Raw genomic sequence first — 15,307 nt, forward strand, 5'->3', positions numbered from 1 at the left:
GGCAGGGCTCGCCTATAACCGCGCGCAAGGCGCGGATGGGGTCAAACGAGGAGGCTAAATGCCCTGGAGTAACAACAATAACGGCGGTGGCCCGTGGGGAAATCCCGGCGGTGGCAACCGCGGTGGACCTTGGGGGTCCGGGCCGCAGCCGTCCGGCCCGCAGCAGCCGGATCTTGAAGATCTCATCCGGCGAGGCCAGGACAAGCTGCGCGGGATGTTTCCTGGCGGCGGTCGAGGCAATCTCGCCATTGCGGCGGTCGTCGTCGTCATTCTGATCGCCGTGTGGTTGACCAATGCGATCTACACCGTCCAGGCCGATGAGCTTGGACAGGAGCTGGTGTTTGGCAAGCCGAAGTCGCAGGTCGAGCAGCCGGGACTGCATTTCCATTTCTGGCCCTTTGAAACCGTAGAGATCGTCACGATCCGCCAGCGCCGCGAAACCATCGGCACCAGCACCCAGCGTCAGGGCGATCCGATGAGCCTGATGCTGTCGGGTGACCAGAACATCGTCGACGTCGTTTTCTCGGTGATCTGGCGAGTGAGCGATCCGAAGGCCTACCTCTTCAACGTCGCCGATCCAGAAGGCTTCGTGCGGCGTATCGCCGAGAGCGCTATGCGCGAATATGTCGGCCGTTCACGGGCCGAGGATGTTCGCACAGAACGGCGTGCCGAAGTCGAAGAGCAGGTTCGTGCGTTGCTGCAGGGAACGCTCGACAATTACGGCGCCGGCATCACCATCGTCGGTGTGCAGCTGGAACGCGCCGATCCCCCGTCTGAAGTCGCGGATGCCTTCGAAGAAGTGCAGCGCGCCCAGCAGGATCTCGATCGCTATCAGCGTGAGGCGGAGCAGTACGGCAACAAGCGGCTCGGTGAAGCGCGCGGTGAGGCGTCGAAGGTCCGCGAGGCAGGTCGCGCCTATAAGGAATCGACCATCGCCGAAGCTCAGGGTGAGGCCCAGCGCTTCTTGTCGATCTACAATGAATACCGCCAGGCGCCGGAAGTGACACGCAAGCGTATCTATCTGGAGACGATGGAAGGCGTGCTGCGCGATTCCAACAAAGTCATCATGGAATCGGAGGACGGTGGCTCGGGCGTCGTGCCCTATCTGCCGCTCAATGATCTGCCGCGCGGCACTGGGCGGAGTTCTTCCGCAACAGGTTCAAACGGCTCGCGCACGAGCCAGCAAGGGAGCAACCAATGAGGCGCCTGTGGATAATTCTACTCGCGGTGGTGGTGCTCCTCATCCTGCTTTACTCCTCCGTCTTCGTCGTCAACGAGCGTCAGCAGGCGCTTGTCCTGCGGTTCGGTGAGATCAACAGGGTGATCGAAGAGCCCGGCATTTACTTCAAGGTTCCGACCAATTTCGTCGAAACGGTTCAGATCATCGAAGATCGACTTTTGTCCTTCGATCTGGAGGATATTCGCGTGCAGGTGCGCGATGGGCGCCGTTATCTGGTCGACGCTTTTCTCGCATTTAAGATCGTCGATCCGCGCAAGTTCAGAGAGAATGTGTCCGGGTCTTTGGAAATCGCGCAGCAGAACCTGCGCACGCGGCTCGATGCATCTTTGCGGCGTGTCTACGGTCAGCGCTCCTTTGAAGCGGCGCTTTCGGAAGAGCGTGTCGCCATGATGGTCGAGGTGCGCGATCAGCTTCGTCCTCTCGCCGTCGATCTCGGTATCGAAATCGTCGATGTGCGCATCAAGCGGACCGATCTTCTTCCTGAGGTCTCGCAGCAGACCTTCGATCGGATGAAGGCCGAACGCCTTGCGGAAGCTGCGGAGTTGCGTGCGCGCGGCACCGAGCAGGCAGCCCGAATCCGAGCCGAGGCCGATCGCGAGGCACAGGTGACGGTGGCGGAGGCCAGCCGGGATGCAGATATCCTGCGCGGTGAAGGTGACGCACAGCGCAACATCATCTTTGCGCGTGCCTATGGCCAGGACGAGAACTTCTTCGAGTTCTACCGCACGATGAAAGCGTATCAGACGGGCATCCAGGGCACGGGTACCACCATGCTCCTGAAGCCGGATTCGCAGTTCTTCCGCTACTTCCAGCAAGCTGTCCCGGAGGGAACCTTGCCCGCCCCGCAGCCGGCGATCGATCTGCCGGACATCTTGGACCTGAATGGAGAAGGCGGGCCGGACGCGGCAGATTCAGACGAGTCTCGGGCTCCGGCTATGGAAGATGACGGTGCGGCGATCGAGGGAGAAGGCGACACGGCTGCGTCGCCTTCGGATGCGATCGAGGTGACACCTTCTCCTCGTGCGGGCGACCAGTCGGAGGCCGGCGACACCAGCCCCGAGCCGTCTGGCTCTGCGGATGATGCCGGTGAACCGGGTGTGCCGACAGGCGAACCGACGTCGACCGCCATCCCGCAATGAGCGACTTGTTCACCGCCTTCGGCCTCGTTCTTGCCCTGGAAGGTGCGTTATACGCGCTATTTCCTGACTTCATGAAGCGAGTGGCCGAACAGGCGGTGGCCAGTCCGAGCGACATGCTCAGAACCGTCGGCCTGGTTTCGGCGGGTTTCGGAGTTGCCCTCGTCTGGTTGGCTCGAGGTTGAGCAAGCGAGGCGGGGGCGTAACGTCGGCTTGAGGAGGTTGTTTGATGGGTGAGCGCAATTCGGTCAGCATGGTCGCGCGGGCTGGCATGGGCCTTGTCCTTGCGGCGATGGTGACGCTGACGGCCAGCCTCGCCTCCGCCCGACCCGTGCCGGAGAGTTTTGCCGATCTCGCGGAAAGCCTCCTCGATTCCGTCGTCAATATATCGACCTCGCAGCGCGTGCGCGCCTCGCGGGGCATTCCGGTCCCCGAGGTTCCCGAAGGCTCGCCCTTCCAGGAATTCTTCGAGGATTTCTTCAATCGCAATCAGAGCGAGGGCGAACAGCCCTCGCGACGAGTGCAGTCGTTGGGCTCCGGCTTCGTGCTGGATTCCTCCGGCCTCATCGTCACCAACAACCACGTCATCGCCGATGCTGACGAGATCGTCGCCAACTTCGCCGACGGCACCAAGCTCGAAGCGGAGGTCGTGGGGCGCGACACCAAGACCGATCTCGCTCTTCTCAAGGTGAACCCGCCGCACCCGCTCAAGGCGGTCGAGTTCGGCGATTCCGAGCATCTGCGGATCGGCGATTGGGTGATGGCGATCGGCAATCCCTTCGGGTTCGGCGGCACCGTCACGGTGGGTATCGTCTCGGCGCTCGAACGCGACATCAATTCAGGGCCGTACGACAAGTTCATTCAGACCGATGCCTCGATCAATCGCGGCAATTCGGGCGGTCCCTTGTTCAACCTCGACGGCAAGGTCGTCGGCATCAACACGGCGATCATCTCGCCGACCGGCGGGTCGATCGGCATCGGATTTGCCGTTCCCGCCGAAATCGCCATGCCGGTCATCGAGCAGCTTCGCGAATTCGGCGAAACGCGCCGCGGCTGGCTCGGCGTGCGCATTCAGGAAGTGACGGATGAGATCGCTGAAAGCCTCGGCATGGACAAAGCCGAAGGTGCGCTGATCGCCGGCGTGACCGACGGCGGACCTGCTGCTGAGGCGGGCATCCAGGCCGGCGACGTCATCATCGATTTCGACGGCCGCGAGGTTGCATCCATGCGCGAACTGCCGAGCATCGTGGCCGATACGCCGGTCGGCAAGGACGTCGAGGTCACGCTTCTTCGCAAGGGCGAGAAACTGACGGTTACCGCCAGGCTCGGTCGGCTCGAGGAAGAGCAGACGGTCTCGACGCTTTCCGGCGACGACACGCCCGGCTCCGAGATGGACAGCGACGAAGCGGTCCAGATGCTCGGCCTGACGCTCGAACCTCTGAGCGACGACGCGCGGAGCGAATACGGGATCGCCGACGATATCGAGGGTGTTCTCATCTCTTCGGTGGAGCCTGGAAGTGCCGCGGAAGAAAACCAGATCGCGGCCGGCGATGTCATCGTCGAAGTGAGCCAGGAGGCCGTCACCGAGCCCGAAGATGTCACCGCGCGCATCGAACGGCTGCGGGCTCAGGACCGGCAGTCGGCTCTCTTTCTGATCGCGAGCCCGGATGGGGACCTGCGTTTCGTCGCGATCCGGCTCGACGATCTGCCGTCAGACAATGCCCCGGCCGAGGAGAGCCCTGAGCAATAAGTCTCAGGCTCCTTGGCGTTGCTGGGCCTCCCAGGCCTTGCGCGTGATCGAATAGGCCACGTGCGGCCTCAGAGCCGAGTTTTCGCGCAACAGCGGGTGGTCGAAATCCTTGGCTCGGTCACGCAACATGCCGATGCGCTCCATGACGCGGCGCGATTTCACGTTGGTCGGGACGGTGAAAGAGATCACCTCGTTGAGGGCAAGCGGGCCGAAGGCATAGGCCAGGCTCGCAACCGCCGCTTCCGTGGCATAGCCCTTGCCCCATTCGGCGCGTTTCAGCCGCCAGCCGATTTCGACGGCCGGTGTGAAGGGAGCGTCGAAATCCGTGTGCTGCAGCCCCGCGAAGCCGACCGGCTCGCGGTCCGCCTTCCGCTCCAGCACCCAAAAGCCCAAGGTGTGGACCAGAAAATGTCCCTTCAGGCTCTCGAAGATGGCGTCCGATTCCGCGCGGCTGCGAGTCGTCTCGAAGAAGCGCATCACCTCCGGATCGGCGTTGAGATCGGCCCAGAAATCGCGATCGCTCTCTTTCCACGGGCGCAGGACAAGACGTTCGGTTTCAAGTCTGGTCATGGCTCACGCGCTTCCGCCTCGTGGAATTCCTCACGCTTGTAGCCCTGGAGATAAAGAAGGGCGGTGAGGTCGCCATAACGAATGTCGGCATCCGCTTCGCGCACCAGGGCCGGCTTGCCGTGGAGAGCGACGCCGAGCCCGGCATGGGCGACCATCCCGACATCATTGGCACCGTCGCCGACGGCGATGGTTTCCTCAGCCGAGAGGTTGTGGCGGGCGAGGGTCGCCTTCAGCGTTTCGACCTTGGCATTGCGGCCGAGGATCGGTTCGGCCACCTTGCCGGTGAAATGGCCGTCTTCGTGAAGAAGGCGGTTGGCGTGGAATTCCTCGATGCCGAGCATTTTTGCGATTTTCTCGGCAAAGATGGTGAAGCCGCCGGACACGAGAACGGTGTGGGCGCCTGCGGCGCGCATCGTGGCGACGAGCGTCCGCCCGCCCGCCTTCAAGGTGATGCGTTCCGCCAGAACACGGTCTGCCACGTCAACAGGGAGACCTTTGAGAAGGCCGACACGCTCTCTGAGTGCCGGCTCGAAATCGAGTTCGCCGGCCATCGAACGTGCCGTGATGTCTGCCACATGTTCGCCGATGCCCGCTTCGACCGCGAGCTCGTCGATACATTCCTGATCGATGAGGGTGGAATCCATGTCGGCGATCAGCAGCCGCTTGCGCCGGTTCGCCGCCGGCGTTGCGGTGACGTCGATGGCAGCCGGGCCGACGACCTGCCGTGCGGCGGCAAGGGCCGATGCGCTTATGCCGGCAAAGGGCAGGTCGCAGGCTTCGCCTTCACACAGCCATTGCGGGCTGCCTGCCGCAAGGCCGGCTCTGCCGAGCTCGGCCGTCACTGCGACGATCAGATCTTCGGTGACAGGCGCTTTCCGTTTCGAGCCGATCAGCGTTAGGACGGACTGCATGAGAATTGATCCTGAACATGTGGCGGAAGGCGAGGTCGTGCTGATAGCGGGGCCTACGGCGAGCGGCAAGACACAGCTTGCTCTCGATTTGGCCGAGGGGTTTCAAGCGCGGGGCCGGACCGCAATGGTCGTCAACGCCGATGCCATGCAGGTTTACCGGGATCTCCTTGTGCTCACGGCACGTCCGCGACCCTCCGAGATGCGCAATCTGGAGCATCGACTTTTCGGCCATGTCGACGCGGCGGAGCGCTATTCTGTCGGTCGCTGGCTGGCTGAGGTGCAGGGTCTCCTGGCCGAAGCGCGGGAGGACGGCGCGGCCGCCATATTTGTGGGCGGGACAGGTCTTTATCTGAAGGCTCTGACGGAAGGCCTTTCTCCGATTCCTGATATTGTGCCGGAAATCCGCGACGAGGTGCGGGCGCGCGCCGAGCGGGAAGGCAGAGATGCGATGCTCCGCTGGCTAGAGGCCCTCGACCCGCAGGCGGCGCGAGCCGTCAAGCCGGGCGACACCCAAAGGGCGGTGCGTGCGGTCGAAGTGAAGCTTTCGACAGGCCGCTCGATCATGGACTGGCAGAGCGAGCCGCGCGAGCCGGCGCTCGTAAGCGAGGCGCAACGCTTCATCCTGCTGCCGCAGCGCGAGACGGTCTACCGGGCGATCGATCAGCGTTTTGGCGCGATGATCGATGAAGGCGCGCTTGAAGAGGTCGAAGCACTGATGGCACGCGAGCTCGCGACCGATCTGCCGGCGATGAAGGCGATCGGCGTGCGGCCGCTTTCGGCCTATCTGCGGGGCGAGATCGCTCTTGCGGACGCGATCGAGCGGGGAAAGGCGGAAAGCCGTCGCTATGCCAAACGGCAGCTGACCTGGCTGCGCCACCAATGCGGTGCGGGCTGGTGCGAGCTCCACACGTGATGGCACCGCTCAGGCGGTGGCAGGCGGTGTCGCCTTGCGCGGTACGAACAGCCGGTGTTTTGCGCCTGGGCGTTGTCCTCCCGGTGCCGCCGGTGTCGCCTCCATTTCGGCACCAAGGCTGCGCGACATCGAGGAGACGATGACACGACCGAGGCCGGGCCCGTCGCTCTGATCGAGCGCGTAACCGATGCCATTGTCGACGATCTCGATCACGCAGCCCTTGTCGGGTTCTTCCACGGCATAGGAGCGAATGAGAATTTCGCCGTTCTCGCCGTCGGGGAAGGCGTATTTGATGGCATTGGTCACGAGTTCGTTGACGATGATGCCGATCGATACCGCATCCTTGCTCGGCAACTGGAACGGCTCGGCCTCAAGTTTCAGCGTGATCGGCTTGCCGGCCGACAATTCCTGCAAGTCTTCCACAAGCGGTTCCAGATAGCCGTCGAGGCGGACCCAGTCGCGTCCCGCCAGGAGATGCAGGCGGCGCTGCGCCGAGGCGATGGCGCCGATATGCTCGCGAGCGCCGTCGAGCACCGCTTTGGCTTCTTCGTTGTCGCTTTGACGGGCCTGCAAGGCGAGGATGGAGGAGACCATCGACAGGTTGTTGCCGACGCGGTGATTGACGTCGCTCAACAAGGCTTCGGCGCGCTGGCGCTCGATATCGAGCTCCGCCGTCCGCTCACGCACGCGCATTTCGAGCGACGCATTGGTCTGGTTCAGTTCCGCGATGTGCAATCGCTCGGCCCGCAGGATGGCCGTCGCAAGCCCGGCCGTTGCGAGAAGCGAGGCGGTGATGGCGAGAAGGAGCAGGTTGCGGTTGCGCCGCTGCTGTGCCTGTCGCTGAGCAAGATGGCGGACTTCCTCCGCATCGAGCTCACGCAATTGCTGGACGATGCCATTGGAAATCGTGCGTCCTTGCTGCTCGACCTGGGCGCGGGCGGCCGCCTGCTGACCGGCTGCGAAGAGCTCGATCGTCTCGTCCATTTGGTCGAGACGCTGTCGAATGAGGGCATTGGCCGCGTCGAGACGGGCGGTCTGGCCGGGACTGTCGGAGAGGAGGTCGTGAAGTTTCTGCACCTGATCGGGCAGCAGTGCCACGGCTGGCCGGTAAGGGTTCAGATAGGTTTGATCGCCCGTGAGAAGATAGCCGCGTTGGGCGCCTTCCGCTTCCCGCAATGACCCCAGAAGGGATTCGATCTCGCTGCGTACGCGCAAGGTATGTTCGACCCAGTCGTCGGTCCGGTCGGCACGCAGGGTCAAAAACAGAATTGCGGCCATCGACAAGAGCAGCAGGCCGAAAAGCGCCATGCGCGCGAGCATAATGCGGTTGCGGGCTCGGCCGAGTGCTGCGCCCCATCTGGAGTGGCGCTCGGGCGTCATGGTTACGTCCATCGTTCCGTCGATGCTCATCCGAGCCTGCCATCCCTCATCCTTGTCTGAGGCGGAACTCATCACGCATCGCGCCATTGGCAATAGTGACAAGGAAAGATGACAGGGAAGGGGCGAGACAAATTGCGTTGTGTCCTCATGCTTAACCGCAGCAGGGCGGCAAAGGCAATCTCGCCGGTGTTATGATGGTGCAACAGGCTCGTATTCTTCTCGCCGAGAACCAGCCTTTGGTGGCACTCGATTTCGAATTTGCGCTTTGCGATGCGGGCTACGAAGTGCTCGGCCCCGTCGATGAGCTGACGGAAGGGTTACGGCTTGCCGAGAAGACGAGGCCCGATGCCGCCGTTCTCGACGTCCAGCTGGCGGACGGGCGCGTCTTCCCGCTGGCGCGGGCGCTCATGGCCGCGGGCGTGCCGATCATGTTCGTTACGGCGCATGTCGCGGAGGAGCAGATCTGGCCGGCGAGTTTCCGCCATTGTCCACGCCTCGGGAAGCCGGTCGATCCGGAGGTTTTCCGGCGCACGGCGGCAGGGCTTCTGGCGGCTCGTGAAGACGGGCAACCGGCAGGCGTGGCTGTGGCATAAAATTCTATCGCTTGACCTTGCAGCCGCATCGCCCTAGAAGCCGGCTCATGTATATCTCGTCGCTTATCGTAACGTTGCGCGCCACCGGGGCGACCTCCTAGGTCGCTGCGATTACGGTGGTGCGTGCCAAGGCTCCTTCGGGGGCCTTTTTTATTGCCTCAAGAAACGAGATAACGGTGAGCCCGAGCGGCCAGGCGGAGAGGATTGATGGGCAAGGAAATGACCGGCGCGGAGATGGTCCTGCAGGCGATGAAGGACCACGGGGTCAAGCATATCTTCGGCTACCCCGGTGGCGCCGCGCTACCGATCTATGACGAGATCTTCCAGCAGGACGATATCCAGCACATCCTCGTTCGCCATGAGCAGGGCGCCGGCCATGCGGCGGAAGGCTATGCGCGCTCGTCCGGCAAGCCCGGCGTCGTTCTCGTGACCTCCGGGCCGGGCGCGACCAATATGGTGACGGCGCTCACCGATGCGATGATGGATTCCATCCCGCTCGTCTGCATTACGGCGCAGGTCCCGACCCATCTCATCGGCTCCGACGGTTTTCAGGAATGCGACACGGTCGGCATCACGCGGCCGTGCACCAAGTACAATTGGCTGGTGCGCGACGTGAACGATCTCTCGCGCGTCCTGCATGATGCCTTTCATGTCGCGACGACGGGCCGTCCGGGCCCGGTGGTGGTCGACATTCCGAAGGATGTGCAGTTCGCGACGGGCATCTATCACACGCCCGATCCGGCCGGACGGTCGAGCTATCAGGGCTACGAGCCGCGCATGAAGGGCGACGAGAACGCGATCGCCCATGCCGTGGAGCTCATGGCGCATGCCAAGCGTCCGATTCTCTACACGGGCGGCGGCGTCATCAATTCCGGTCCCGAGGCGAGCCAGCTCCTGCGCGAACTGGTGGCGGCGACGGGCTTTCCGATCACCTCGACGTTGATGGGGCTCGGCGCCTATCCGGCATCGGGTAAGAACTGGCTCGGCATGCTCGGCATGCACGGCACCTACGAAGCCAATATGGCGATGCACGATTGCGATGTGATGGTGTGCATCGGCGCCCGTTTCGACGACCGGATCACCGGGCGGACGGATGCCTTCTCGCCCGGCTCGAAGAAGATCCATGTCGATATCGATCCGTCCTCGGTCAACAAGAACATCCGTGTCGATGTGCCGATCATCGGCGATGTCACCCATGTTCTCAAAGACATGCTCGCCATGTGGAAGGCGCGTGCGCCCGAGCCCGATCTCAAGGCCTGGTGGACGCAGATCGAAACCTGGAAGGCCCGGCACTCGCTGGCCTATCGGGCGAACCGTGACGTGATCATGCCGCAATATGCGATCGAGCGGCTTTATCAGGCGACGAAGGACCGCGACACCTACATCACGACGGAGGTCGGCCAGCATCAGATGTGGGCGGCCCAGTTCTATCACTTCGACGCGCCCAATCGCTGGATGACGTCCGGTGGTCTCGGCACGATGGGCTACGGCCTGCCGGCGGCTCTCGGCGTGCAGGTCGCCCATCCCGACAGTCTCGTCGTCGATATCGCTGGCGATGCCTCTGTGCTGATGACCATGCAGGAGATGTCGACGGCGGTGCAGCACAACCTGCCGATCAAGATCTTCATCTTGAACAATTGCTATATGGGCATGGTGCGGCAGTGGCAGCAGCTTCTGCACGGCAATCGCCTGTCGAACTCCTACAACGAGTCGCTCCCCGATTTCGTGAAGCTCGCCGAGGCGTATGGCTGCGTCGGTCTGCGCGCGGACAAACCCAGCGAACTCGACGGTGCGATCGAAGAGATGATTGCCGTGCGCCGGCCCGTCCTGTTCGACTGTCGCGTGGCCAATCTCGAAAACTGCTTCCCGATGATTCCATCCGGCAAGGCACACAACGAGATGATCCTGCCGGCTGAATCAGACGGGGCGGAAGAGGCTTTCGCCGGCGGTAAAGCACTGGTTTGATGGTGCTGGTTGGAGGGGCCCGGCTTTAAGGGCCCTGGTTTGAGGTGACGGCGGCCCGTAAGCTGGCCGCCAGGCGGATGACATTCGGCGGGCGCTTTCGCGAGAGGTGCCTTCGCCGTTCGATGAAGGATACGAAGGACAATGAACGATTCCTCGACCATGACCGGCAAGCCCGCCATGACGCCGCCGGCCTCGACCTATTTCATCGAGGATCGCCAGGACCCGGAGGAGGCACATACCCTCTCCGTTCTCGTCGACAACGAGCCGGGCGTCCTGGCGCGTGTCATCGGGCTTTTCTCCGGGCGCGGCTACAATATCGAAAGTCTCACCGTTTCTGAGACGGAACACGAAAAGCACCTGTCGCGCATCACCATCGTCACGCGCGGCAGCGTTGCCGTTCTTGAGCAGATCAAGAACCAGCTCGGCCGTCTCGTTCCGGTCCACCGGGTGACAGATCTCACGGAAGTGGCGGTGGCCCGCAATCAGGAAAAGCCGCTGGAGCGCGAGCTGGCGCTGGTGAAGGTCGCGGGCCACGGCGAGATGCGGGTGGAGGCGTTGCGCCTTGCCGATGCCTTCAAGGCCGAGGTGATCGATGCGACCCGCGAGCATTTCGTCTTCCAGATGACGGGACGTTCCGCCAAAGTGGAGCAATTCATCTCGATCATGCAGCCGATGGGGCTCATTGAAGTATGCCGTACTGGGCTTGCCGCGCTGTCGCGCGGGCCTGAATCCTCCTGACCGTCCGCGGGCACAAGCTCCCGGGCGCCTTCTGACACCGGCTCGGGAACTGCGCCATGTCGACGGAAATCGTCTCCGCTCTTGTCGTCTTCGCCGTCGTTGCCTCGGTGACGCCGGGGCCGAACAACCTGATGCTTCTGGCCTCGGGGGTGAATTTCGGCTTCCGCCGAACGCTCCCGCATCTTCTCGGCGTTCTCGTGGGCTTTGCCATTCTCCTGACGGCCGTCGGGCTCGGCATCGGCGCTCTGGTGGAGCGCTTTCCTGCGCTCCACACCCTGCTCAAGGTCGTGGGCGGCGCCTACCTTCTCTATCTCGCCTGGAAGATTTCGATGTCGCGTGCGCTGCACGAGGAGAGTGCTGGGCAGGGACCTCTTACCTTTCTGGAGGCAGCGCTCTTCCAATGGGTCAATCCGAAGGCCTGGATGATGGGGCTCGCCGCCATGGCCGCATACACAGACCCCGACCATTATACGCTGACGCTCGCCATCGTCGTCGCCGTCTTCTGCCTTGTGGGAATTCCTTCGGCGTCGATCTGGGCAGGTTTCGGGTCAGCCTTGAAGGATTGGCTCAACCATCCCGTCCGCATCAAATGGTTCAATATCGGCATGGGGCTCGCGCTCGTCGCTTCCCTCTGGCCGATGCTGAAGTGAGTGCGGCCGTGTCATCTTGAAAGCCGATCTCGCCCGCGTCACCTTCTTTGCGGCAGGCTCGCGCGATGCGTGCAGCCGCCGTGGGGGAGTGGCATGCGCAGTCTTTTCGGCAAGATCCTTTCGCCAATCATGATTGCTGTCGCGGTTGCGGCGGGCGGCGTCTTTGTCGCCGCTCCCGCGAGTGCCGGCGATCCCTGCCTTGACATCACCTTCACATGCCGCGGCGCGGAGCCTTTTTGGAGTTTTACGACGGGCGTCGATGCCGAGGGGCGCGACGTGGTGCGCTTCTCCGATCCGGAGAACCAGGACGACCAGGAGAGCCCGCTCGTGATCGAAGGCTGCGTCGAGCAGGGCGCGCCGAACGATTTCGAGCTGACGACGGAGGCGCCTCTCGACCTGATTGCCAGTATCGTCGGCCAGAGCTGCACCGAACCGAGCGGCGAGAAGACCGATTTTTCCGTGATGGTGTCGTTCAAGCTGGGCGCGCAGACCGCGACGCCGCGGGAGGTGAGCGGCAAGGGCTGTTGCGTGCGTGAGAAGTGAGCCGCCGGCCTTTCGTCCTTCGCATGTTCTTATTGTGTTCTTGTTGATGCGCAGTTAGCCTGGTGCGGTTGGGGTCGTTTTCTGCCCGGTGGCGTGCGAGTGTCCGCGGCAGAATCCCCCAAGAGCCGTGATACCCGAAAGACGATGCAGTTTTCCCCGCAGCAGGAACAGGCGCTGAAGGCCGTTTCGAAATGGCTGAAGAAGCCCGACCAGCAGATTTTCCGGCTTTTCGGCTATGCCGGCACCGGCAAGACGACGCTCGCCCAGCATCTTGCCGAAGGCGTCGACGGGGAAGTGCTGTTCGGTGCTTTCACCGGAAAGGCGGCGCAGGTTCTGCGTGCCAAGGGCGCGGAGAATGCCCGCACCATCCATTCGCTCATCTACCGGCCGCGCGGCGAAGAGACGGTCGAGGACGAGGAGAGCGGCAAGACCAAGGTCTCGCCGACCTTTTCGTTGAACCGCGGCAGCCCGGTGGCGCAGGCGGCGCTCGTCGTCATCGATGAATGTTCCATGGTCGATGAAGCGCTCGGCCGCGACCTTCTCTCTTTCGGCACGCCGATCCTGGTCCTCGGCGATCCGGGTCAGCTGCCGCCGGTCAAGGCGGGCGAGGGGGGCGGCGGCTTCTTCACTGAAGCCGAGCCGGACATGCTCCTCACCGAAGTACATCGCCAGGCGCGCGACAACCCGATCATCGATCTCGCCATGCGGGTGCGCGAAGGCGATCGCATCGATTACGGCTCCTATGGCGAAAGCCGCGTCATCTCCAAGAACGATGTCGATCAGGACATCGTCATGTCGGCGGATCAGGTGCTTGTCGGGCGCAATCGCACGCGCCGCCTCTACAATCATCGTCTGAGGACGTTGAAAGGCTTTTCCGGTTCGCTGCCGGAGGCGGGCGATCGGCTCGTCTGTCTTAGGAACGATCCGAAGAAGGGCCTGTTGAACGGCTCGCTCTGGGATGTCGCCTCCGTCGGCACGCCGCGCGGCCCCGGCCTGCAATTGATGGTGAAGGCGGTCGATGAAGTGCCGCGCTCGCCGACGGCGAAGATCAAGGTCTTGAAATCGGCCTTCGAGGATCCCGATTCCGATCCGGGCTGGGCGGTGAAGCGGCGTTTCGACGATTTCGATTACGGCTATGTCTTGACCGTGCACAAGGCGCAGGGTTCGCAGTGGGACGAACTCGTGCTGTTCGACGAGAGTTTTGCCTTTCCCGATACGCGCGAGCGCTGGCTCTACACCGCGATCACCCGCGCGGCGGAGAAGATCACCATCGTCAAGTGATGGCGCTGGTAAAGGGATGGCGGCTACTGCGGGCTGTCGCGGCGCGCCGGAAGCGGCGAAGGGTGGGGCTGCCTATTGCGGCACGTTCTCTGAGCATGGCGGCAGACAGAAGTTCGTTTCCTTGTCCACCTTCTGGACGCCTTCGACTTTGGTAAGGCTCGCCAGCAGCGTCTCGTCGCCCGTGCCGTAGATCACGCCGATCTCAGGCACGATCGATTCCACGCGCATGCCAGCCTTGACGGCCGAGCGGCTCACCACATCGGTCTTGCCGATGTGTGCCTCGTCGACAACGACTTTCAAGGCAATGTCCGCCATGGCGACCTCGCATCGGGTGCCCGTCTCGCCACCCGTCTTTCGCTGCGTGTTAAGATAGGGCGGCGGCAGCTCAGACGCCAGCTTGGCCCTTCGGCGCTTGAACAAGGCCCGCACCGACGTCGCGTGCCGGCGCGTCGAGCCCGCGGGCCGTTTTTGTCAGCTTGTCCCACAAATTTTTGCCGCGCAGCGCCGGGTCGGTCTCGGCCCAAAGAGCCGCGACGCCTGCGACATGCGGGCAAGCCATACTGGTTCCCTGCATCTTTCTGTAAAGCTCGGGCTGTGGGACCGCGGAAAGGATGCCCACGCCCGGGCCGGCGATATCGACCTCGCCGCCATCGGGGTTGATGGCGCCGCAGGAAAACTCCGCCACGTCCAACGACTGGTCGACGGCCGCTACGGCCATGATCGAGGGCGAATTCGCCGGGGCGTCTACGGGGGCGATAAAGCCATAGCGGCGCGAACTTTCGTTGCCCGCCGCGGCGACGATGAGCGAGCCCTGCCGAAGCGCCAGCTGGCCGATGCGTTCGTATTCGGGCGCCGGTTCTTCGCCGGGCTGTACGGGCCGACCGAGCGACATGGAAATGATGCAGCAGCCCTGCTGAATGGCCCAGACCATGCCGGCGATGATGTCGCGTTCGTGCCCAGATCCGGCATTGTTGAGCACCTTGCCGACATAGAGTTCGGCATTTGGGGCGAGGCCGTAACGCAGCGGGCTTTGTGTGGCGCGACCGCCTGCCGCGGTGCCGACGCAATGCGTGCCGTGGCCATGTCCGTCCTGCACGTCCTGTCCCGAGACGAAGCTCCGCTTAACGATGCTGCGGCCGGCAAAGTCCGGATGCGTCAGATCAAGGCCGGTGTCGAGGACTGCGAGGCGCACGCCTTCGCCCGTCTGCGGGCTGTTGGTGGCCCCGACCGCGCGGACGCCCCAGGTCGCTTCAGTCGTGTCCGCAAAGGTCTCGATTGCGAACATATAGAATTCCGGCCGCACATTTTGCACGCATTCGGTGTCCATCAGTCTGGCCCGGATTGAGCTTGTCGCCTCCAGCCCGAAGCGTTCGGAGACGAAGGCGACGCCGAGTTCCTCGAAGACAAGGGCAGGCTCGCCGTCGAGTGCCTTGATCTCGGCTGCCTCCGACAGCGCCACGGACCGCACCCCCGAGCCGATGGCATTCTCCAGGGCCGTCACCTCGTCGCGGCCGGCGGGCTCTGCAAAGGAGACGACAAGGCCGCCGGTCGCCTTCGGTCGCAATAGGTCGAGGACGGAGTTGCCATCCGTCGTGGGTTCGCCGGTAGTTGCCATTTCTGCCCCCTGCGTCATGGCC

General features: G+C 63.3%; 16 protein-coding genes. 11 read left to right on the forward strand and 5 right to left on the reverse strand.

Annotation, left to right across the window (positions count from 1 at the left end; all coding sequences use genetic code 11):
* Positions 1 to 58: 58 nt before the first annotated feature.
* The 4 genes from hflK to J2R99_RS12800 are packed head-to-tail and all read left to right on the forward strand — an operon-like array spanning position 59 to position 4,126.
* Complete coding sequence (gene hflK, locus J2R99_RS12785; RefSeq protein WP_307154842.1) at positions 59 to 1,201, forward strand: FtsH protease activity modulator HflK; 1,143 nt, start codon at positions 59 to 61, stop codon at positions 1,199 to 1,201.
* Positions 1,198 to 2,379: an SPFH domain-containing protein gene (gene hflC / locus J2R99_RS12790; protein ID WP_307154843.1), complete on the forward strand. Its 1,182-nt coding sequence runs from the start codon at positions 1,198 to 1,200 to the stop codon at positions 2,377 to 2,379. Before hflK ends, hflC begins: the two co-directional genes overlap by 4 nt.
* On the forward strand, positions 2,376 to 2,561 hold the full coding sequence (locus tag J2R99_RS12795) for a DUF2065 domain-containing protein (protein WP_307154844.1): 186 nt from the start codon (positions 2,376 to 2,378) through the stop codon (positions 2,559 to 2,561). The genes hflC and J2R99_RS12795 overlap by 4 nt, the downstream gene beginning before the upstream one ends.
* Positions 2,562 to 2,605: 44 nt before the next feature.
* Positions 2,606 to 4,126 carry a DegQ family serine endoprotease gene (locus J2R99_RS12800; RefSeq protein ID WP_370872363.1) on the forward strand — a complete coding sequence of 507 codons (1,521 nt, stop codon included), beginning with the start codon at positions 2,606 to 2,608 and terminating at the stop codon, positions 4,124 to 4,126.
* A 3-nt stretch (positions 4,127 to 4,129) separates the two neighbouring features.
* Here the strand turns inward: J2R99_RS12800 and J2R99_RS12805 are convergent, their stop codons facing one another.
* Both J2R99_RS12805 and serB read right to left on the reverse strand, forming a co-directional pair.
* Complete coding sequence (locus J2R99_RS12805) at positions 4,130 to 4,696, reverse strand: GNAT family N-acetyltransferase (protein WP_307154845.1); 567 nt, start codon at positions 4,694 to 4,696, stop codon at positions 4,130 to 4,132.
* Positions 4,693 to 5,607: a phosphoserine phosphatase SerB gene (gene serB / locus J2R99_RS12810; RefSeq protein WP_307154846.1), complete on the reverse strand. Its 915-nt coding sequence runs from the start codon at positions 5,605 to 5,607 to the stop codon at positions 4,693 to 4,695. The genes J2R99_RS12805 and serB overlap by 4 nt, the downstream gene beginning before the upstream one ends.
* Here serB and miaA point away from each other — a divergent pair.
* On the forward strand, positions 5,606 to 6,520 hold the full coding sequence (miaA, locus tag J2R99_RS12815; protein ID WP_307154847.1) for a tRNA (adenosine(37)-N6)-dimethylallyltransferase MiaA: 915 nt from the start codon (positions 5,606 to 5,608) through the stop codon (positions 6,518 to 6,520). The genes serB and miaA overlap by 2 nt on opposite strands.
* Before the next feature lie 9 nt (positions 6,521 to 6,529).
* Here the strand turns inward: miaA and J2R99_RS12820 are convergent, their stop codons facing one another.
* Positions 6,530 to 7,972 (reverse strand): sensor histidine kinase, encoded by a 1,443-nt coding sequence (locus J2R99_RS12820; RefSeq protein WP_307154848.1) that lies wholly within the window; start codon positions 7,970 to 7,972, stop codon positions 6,530 to 6,532.
* Between the two features lie 119 nt (positions 7,973 to 8,091).
* Between J2R99_RS12820 and J2R99_RS12825 the strand changes: the two genes are divergently transcribed.
* The 6 genes from J2R99_RS12825 (at position 8,092) to J2R99_RS12850 (ending at position 13,670) form a co-directional block, all read left to right on the forward strand.
* On the forward strand, positions 8,092 to 8,493 hold the full coding sequence (locus J2R99_RS12825; protein WP_307154849.1) for a response regulator: 402 nt from the start codon (positions 8,092 to 8,094) through the stop codon (positions 8,491 to 8,493).
* 207 nt (positions 8,494 to 8,700) lie between these two features.
* Complete coding sequence (locus J2R99_RS12830; RefSeq protein ID WP_307154850.1) at positions 8,701 to 10,458, forward strand: acetolactate synthase 3 large subunit; 1,758 nt, start codon at positions 8,701 to 8,703, stop codon at positions 10,456 to 10,458.
* Between the two features lie 177 nt (positions 10,459 to 10,635).
* A complete protein-coding gene (ilvN, locus tag J2R99_RS12835; protein WP_307155704.1) occupies positions 10,636 to 11,196 on the forward strand; it encodes an acetolactate synthase small subunit in 561 nt (186 codons plus the stop codon).
* A 56-nt stretch (positions 11,197 to 11,252) separates the two neighbouring features.
* A complete protein-coding gene (locus J2R99_RS12840) occupies positions 11,253 to 11,846 on the forward strand; it encodes a LysE family translocator (RefSeq protein WP_307154851.1) in 594 nt (197 codons plus the stop codon).
* A 93-nt stretch (positions 11,847 to 11,939) separates the two neighbouring features.
* A complete protein-coding gene (locus J2R99_RS12845) occupies positions 11,940 to 12,389 on the forward strand; it encodes a hypothetical protein (protein ID WP_307154852.1) in 450 nt (149 codons plus the stop codon).
* Between the two features lie 144 nt (positions 12,390 to 12,533).
* Positions 12,534 to 13,670, forward strand: coding sequence for an ATP-dependent DNA helicase (locus J2R99_RS12850; protein WP_307154853.1), 1,137 nt, complete (start codon positions 12,534 to 12,536; stop codon positions 13,668 to 13,670).
* A 72-nt stretch (positions 13,671 to 13,742) separates the two neighbouring features.
* On the opposite strand, the gene J2R99_RS12855 is transcribed toward J2R99_RS12850, so the two are convergent.
* Both J2R99_RS12855 and J2R99_RS12860 read right to left on the reverse strand, forming a co-directional pair.
* Positions 13,743 to 13,985: a hypothetical protein gene (locus J2R99_RS12855; protein ID WP_307154854.1), complete on the reverse strand. Its 243-nt coding sequence runs from the start codon at positions 13,983 to 13,985 to the stop codon at positions 13,743 to 13,745.
* 70 nt (positions 13,986 to 14,055) lie between these two features.
* Complete coding sequence (locus J2R99_RS12860; protein ID WP_307154855.1) at positions 14,056 to 15,285, reverse strand: S8 family peptidase; 1,230 nt, start codon at positions 15,283 to 15,285, stop codon at positions 14,056 to 14,058.
* Positions 15,286 to 15,307: the final 22 nt, after the last annotated feature.

The organism is Rhodopseudomonas julia, from assembly GCF_030813515.1.
Taxonomy (GTDB): domain Bacteria; phylum Pseudomonadota; class Alphaproteobacteria; order Rhizobiales; family Afifellaceae; genus Afifella; species Afifella julia.

Coding starts and splice junctions, on each gene's coding strand:
- hflK (WP_307154842.1), top strand. CDS start 59: ATGCCCTGGAGTAACAACAATAACGGCGGTGGCCCGTGGGGAAATCCC.
- hflC (WP_307154843.1), top strand. CDS start 1,198: ATGAGGCGCCTGTGGATAATTCTACTCGCGGTGGTGGTGCTCCTCATC.
- J2R99_RS12795 (WP_307154844.1), top strand. CDS start 2,376: ATGAGCGACTTGTTCACCGCCTTCGGCCTCGTTCTTGCCCTGGAAGGT.
- J2R99_RS12800 (WP_370872363.1), top strand. CDS start 2,606: ATGGGTGAGCGCAATTCGGTCAGCATGGTCGCGCGGGCTGGCATGGGC.
- J2R99_RS12805 (WP_307154845.1), bottom strand. CDS start 4,696: ATGACCAGACTTGAAACCGAACGTCTTGTCCTGCGCCCGTGGAAAGAG.
- miaA (WP_307154847.1), top strand. CDS start 5,606: ATGAGAATTGATCCTGAACATGTGGCGGAAGGCGAGGTCGTGCTGATA.
- serB (WP_307154846.1), bottom strand. CDS start 5,607: ATGCAGTCCGTCCTAACGCTGATCGGCTCGAAACGGAAAGCGCCTGTC.
- J2R99_RS12820 (WP_307154848.1), bottom strand. CDS start 7,972: ATGAGTTCCGCCTCAGACAAGGATGAGGGATGGCAGGCTCGGATGAGC.
- J2R99_RS12825 (WP_307154849.1), top strand. CDS start 8,092: ATGATGGTGCAACAGGCTCGTATTCTTCTCGCCGAGAACCAGCCTTTG.
- J2R99_RS12830 (WP_307154850.1), top strand. CDS start 8,701: ATGGGCAAGGAAATGACCGGCGCGGAGATGGTCCTGCAGGCGATGAAG.
- ilvN (WP_307155704.1), top strand. CDS start 10,636: ATGACGCCGCCGGCCTCGACCTATTTCATCGAGGATCGCCAGGACCCG.
- J2R99_RS12840 (WP_307154851.1), top strand. CDS start 11,253: ATGTCGACGGAAATCGTCTCCGCTCTTGTCGTCTTCGCCGTCGTTGCC.
- J2R99_RS12845 (WP_307154852.1), top strand. CDS start 11,940: ATGCGCAGTCTTTTCGGCAAGATCCTTTCGCCAATCATGATTGCTGTC.
- J2R99_RS12850 (WP_307154853.1), top strand. CDS start 12,534: ATGCAGTTTTCCCCGCAGCAGGAACAGGCGCTGAAGGCCGTTTCGAAA.
- J2R99_RS12855 (WP_307154854.1), bottom strand. CDS start 13,985: ATGGCGGACATTGCCTTGAAAGTCGTTGTCGACGAGGCACACATCGGC.
- J2R99_RS12860 (WP_307154855.1), bottom strand. CDS start 15,285: ATGGCAACTACCGGCGAACCCACGACGGATGGCAACTCCGTCCTCGAC.